This is a genomic window from Paenibacillus sp. p3-SID1389, from assembly GCF_025151705.1.
In the GTDB taxonomy this organism is placed as follows: domain Bacteria; phylum Bacillota; class Bacilli; order Paenibacillales; family Paenibacillaceae; genus Fontibacillus; species Fontibacillus phoenicis.
The window spans coordinates 1-4,105 of the sequence record NZ_JALXVO010000100.1 but is presented as its reverse complement, the minus strand read 5'-3'; the positions used below and the strand labels follow the sequence as shown (position 1 = coordinate 4,105).

At 53.4% G+C, this 4,105-nt stretch carries 4 protein-coding genes; 2 read left to right on the top strand and 2 right to left on the bottom strand.

The features are described 5' to 3' along the window. Positions 1-57: 57 nt before the first annotated feature. Complete coding sequence (locus M3G15_RS21150; protein ID WP_397376647.1) at positions 58-1,071, bottom strand: DUF7309 domain-containing protein; 1,014 nt, start codon at positions 1,069-1,071, stop codon at positions 58-60. Positions 1,072-1,271: 200 nt separating this feature from the next. On the opposite strand from M3G15_RS21150, the gene yhbH reads away from it, so the two are divergent. Both yhbH and M3G15_RS21140 read left to right on the top strand, forming a co-directional pair. Next, a complete protein-coding gene (gene yhbH / locus M3G15_RS21145; protein WP_260071995.1) occupies positions 1,272-2,441 on the top strand; it encodes a sporulation protein YhbH in 1,170 nt (389 codons plus the stop codon). After that, positions 2,438-3,877, top strand: coding sequence for a SpoVR family protein (locus M3G15_RS21140; RefSeq protein ID WP_009227139.1), 1,440 nt, complete (start codon positions 2,438-2,440; stop codon positions 3,875-3,877). The genes yhbH and M3G15_RS21140 overlap by 4 nt, the downstream gene beginning before the upstream one ends. 12 nt (positions 3,878-3,889) lie before the next feature. On the opposite strand, the gene M3G15_RS21135 is transcribed toward M3G15_RS21140, so the two are convergent. Then, entirely contained in the window at positions 3,890-4,066 is a 177-nt protein-coding gene (locus M3G15_RS21135) for a hypothetical protein (protein ID WP_009227140.1), read from the bottom strand. Between the last annotated feature and the right edge of the window lie 39 nt (positions 4,067-4,105).

Sequence of the window (4,105 nt, the reverse complement as noted above, 5' to 3'; positions counted from 1 at the left end):
ACCGGGACTCCCAGCAACTACGCTGGAAACCCCGGCTATCATCCTGCACTTATCTAGTTATAATAGCTTGCCTCCTACCGATTGCTGGAACTCCTCAATCGCCGGCAGCTGCGGTTCTACACTGCAGACAAGTCCAAACCCTGCGATCACCGATGCCAGCTCGTCCAGCACTCTGGAAGTACGGGCCACAAGCCGCATCGGCATCACTCTATACGTCTCGATCAACCCCAGCAGACCATCCGCAAGGTTCTCGGACGCTTCCGCCTGTTTGGTCAACCCGTAATGCAGGATCTGCCCGGTCTCTTGATCCGCAATCACGTTCATCGTCGGATAAAACGGACGTTCCTCGTCTTCAATGGGCATGGGGATAAAAAAGCTGTCTACCTCCCAGACCCCCGCATCACCGCTGACTGCACGCCTTGCTTTGACCATGCGCAGCTCGTCCACCATGACCGCTCGTCCGGCTGGCTCCAGCGGCCGATCCGCCTGGTCCGGCTTGAGCCATTCGCTGATCCATTCGGTCGTACCCGCACCCTCCCCGGTAACGGGAATCCGCACGAGAAAACGTTCCCCGTTGCCTTCCAATAGAGCATCGGGATCCTCCCGATAGGAAAGACTCACTTCCATCGCTTGTCTGAGGATCTCCGTCAAGAAGACAATATCGTCCCGGTCCGTTATCGGCCAAGGCACGTAACCCGGCTCGTAGAGACGGAAGGACGGCCAGGCAGTTTTGCCGCGAAAGGATAAACCTAACTCCTTCACCCGTTCATATTCCTCCGGGTACAGCTCGTCCCGGCTGCCAAAGGACAGCATATAACAATGCTGCGCAAACAGCGGATCGCCTATGAATTCCCCATTTAACATGTCAAGCACCGTCTGCAGGCCCTCCGTTCCCAAATAAACGGCCATACCAAACACTTCCTTGCCGCTCCCCATCACGCAGCAATATCCGATACGGTGATCCCATGGACTGCGAACCCCAAACAAATGAACGTTCGAAAGCCATTCCCATGGCTTCAGCTTCTTAAATTGATCCGCGGCTTCATATAGCTCCAGCCAAACCTGATTCATCGGCACCAATTCGTGACCCCCTTCGCAAACCTAACCTAATCTAACTGTTATTAGCTTAACGGGAATCTCCGCCTTTTTCCAGCCTTATTGTTTCCAAACCGGCGCAAGCTCCCTCACATATCGCCCCTCTCCGTGAATATACTTTATTTACATCCACAAATATAGCGTTCCGGGAAATCCCGATATGGAGGTGTTCATCTATGCCAACGCCTGATCGATATCACTTTGTCGTCTCCAAAGAGGACTGGTCGCTGCACCGGAAAGGGTATCAGGATCAACAACGTCATCAGGAGAAAGTGAGAGAGGTTATTAAGCAAAATCTGCCAGATCTCATCACCGAAGAAAATATCATCATGTCAGACGGCAAACAGATCATTAAGGTCCCCCTCCGCAATTTGGAAGAGTACCGCTTCATTCATAACTACCAGAAACATAAGCATGTCGGCCAAGGCGACGGGAGCAGCGAGGTGGGAGACGTGCTAGGCCAGGACAGTCCGAAGGACAGCGGAAAAGGCGGGAAAGGCGGCAAGGCCGGCGATCAGCCGGGCTACGATTACGTGGAAGCGGAGATTAGCATCGAAGAGCTGGAGGATATGTTGTTCGCAGAGATGGAACTGCCTTATATCCAGGATAAAGACAAGACAGAAATGGAAACCGAATCCATCCGTTTTAACGATATCCGCAAAAAAGGCCTCATGTCCAACATCGACAAGAAACGCACCATCTTGGAAAACCTGCGCCGTAACGCCACCGCCGGGACCCCCGGCATTCACGGCATTTCTCCAGACGATCTCCGCTACAAAACGTGGGAGGAGGTCGTTGTCCCCCACTCCAACGCGGTCATTCTGGCGATGATGGACACATCAGGTTCGATGGGGGCGTTCGAGAAATACTGCGCGCGCAGCTTCTTCTTCTGGATGACCCGGTTCCTGCGGCGGCAGTACGAGAAGGTCGAGATTGTGTTTCTTGCGCATCATACCGAGGCCAAGGAGGTCAGTGAGGAAGAATTTTTCACCCGCGGGGAAAGCGGCGGCACCATCTGCTCTTCGGTATATCAAAAAGCGCTGGAGATCATCGACACCCGTTACCCGCCGTCCAGCTACAACATTTATCCGTTCCACTTCTCCGACGGCGACAACCTGACCTCCGATAATGAGCGCTGCGTCAAGCTGATTGGCGAGCTGATGAAGCGCAGCAACATGTTTGGCTACGGGGAAGTCAACCAGTACAATCGCGGCAGCACCTTGATGTCCGCCTACCGGACGATCAAGCAGGAGAAATTCATGTATTACGTCATTAAGGAAAAAGGCGAGGTTTATAACGCGTTAAAACGGTTCTTCCACAAGCGCGAAGGGGGTGCGGCCAGTTGAGCAGCGAATTAGAACAGCTCGAATACGCCATCGCGGAAATTATGGAAATCGCCGACTCGTTTGGACTTGATTATTATCCGATGCGCTATGAAATTTGCCCCGCCGATATCATATATACGTTTGGCGCTTATGGAATGCCAACCCGGTTTTCGCATTGGAGCTTCGGCAAAATGTTTAACAAGATGAAGATGCAGTACGATTTCGGGTTAAGCAAAATCTACGAGCTCGTCATTAACTCGAACCCGTGTTACGCCTTTTTACTGGAAGGCAATTCGCTGATCCAGAACAAGCTGATCGTCGCTCACGTGCTCGCCCACTGCGATTTCTTTAAAAATAACGTGCGGTTCTCCGCCACCAACCGGGATATGGTGGAGAGCATGGCCGCCACCGCCGAGCGGATTAGACGTTACGAATTGGCCTACGGTGCGGAAACAGTAGAGAGCTTCATCGACGCTGTGCTGGCGATCCAAGAGCACGTCGATCCGCAGTTAATCAAGCCGATGCGTTATGACAAACGGCGGCAAATGGAAGAGAAGCTTCGGCGGGCGAAGGAGGGGCGGCAAGGGCCGGTGAAGACAGGGACTTACGACGATCTTTGGACGCTGGATGAACATCCGGGCGGACGCACCGAGGAAGCCAAAGAGGTCACCGTCCACTTCCCGCCCGAACCGGAGAAGGATATCGTTTGGTTTATCCAGGAATATTCGGAAGTGCTGGAAGATTGGCAACGGGATATTATGAGCATGCTGCGGGAGGAGATGCTGTATTTCTGGCCGCAGATGGAGACGAAAATCATGAACGAGGGGTGGGCTTCGTATTGGCATCAGCGCATCATCCGCGAGCTCGACCTGACCAGTGACGAAACGGTCGAATTCGCCAAGCTGAACGCCTTGGTCGTTCAGCCGTCGCGGCAAAGCCTGAACCCGTATTACCTCGGGCTCAAGATTTTCGAGGACATCGAGCGCCGCTGGGATAACCCGACCGAAGAGGAGCGCCGCCGCTTTGGCCGTGAGCCCGGAAAAGGCCGGGAGAAAATCTTCGAAGTGCGCGAGCTCGATTCGGACATTTCCTTCCTTCGCAGCTATTTGACCAAGGATCTCGTCCGCGATCTGGACTTGTACATTTTCGAGAAGCAAGGTCCAGAGTGGAAAATCACCGACAAATCGTGGGAAAATGTCCGCGACCAGCTGATCGCCTCCCGCGTCAACGGCGGCTCGCCGTACATCGTCGTCCAGGACGGCGACTACCTGCGCTCCGGTGAGCTGTTGCTGAAGCATCAATATGAAGGGATTGAGCTGGACCTCAAGTATCTGGAGCATACGCTACCCTACGTTTACAAGCTGTGGGGCCGCCCCGTGCACCTAGAGACGGTGGTGGAAGAAAAGCGGGCGCTCTTCTCCTATGACGGGCAGAAGCATACTCGGAAGATGCTTTGAGTTACATGACTTTTAAAGCGAAATAGAAATCGCTTTGGCCTTGACCCATCTGGAATGAATGGCCTGCTGGACATCGGAAGGATCCATCGGCGGTCTCTGCCGCAGGCCAATCGCATAACCGGTCCAGAAAGTGCACGCTAGAATCGCGATTGCAACTATGGTTAACATGAGTTGATCACTCTTTGCCAAGGTATCGCCCCCTATTATTTCTTCTATTAACTAACTAGT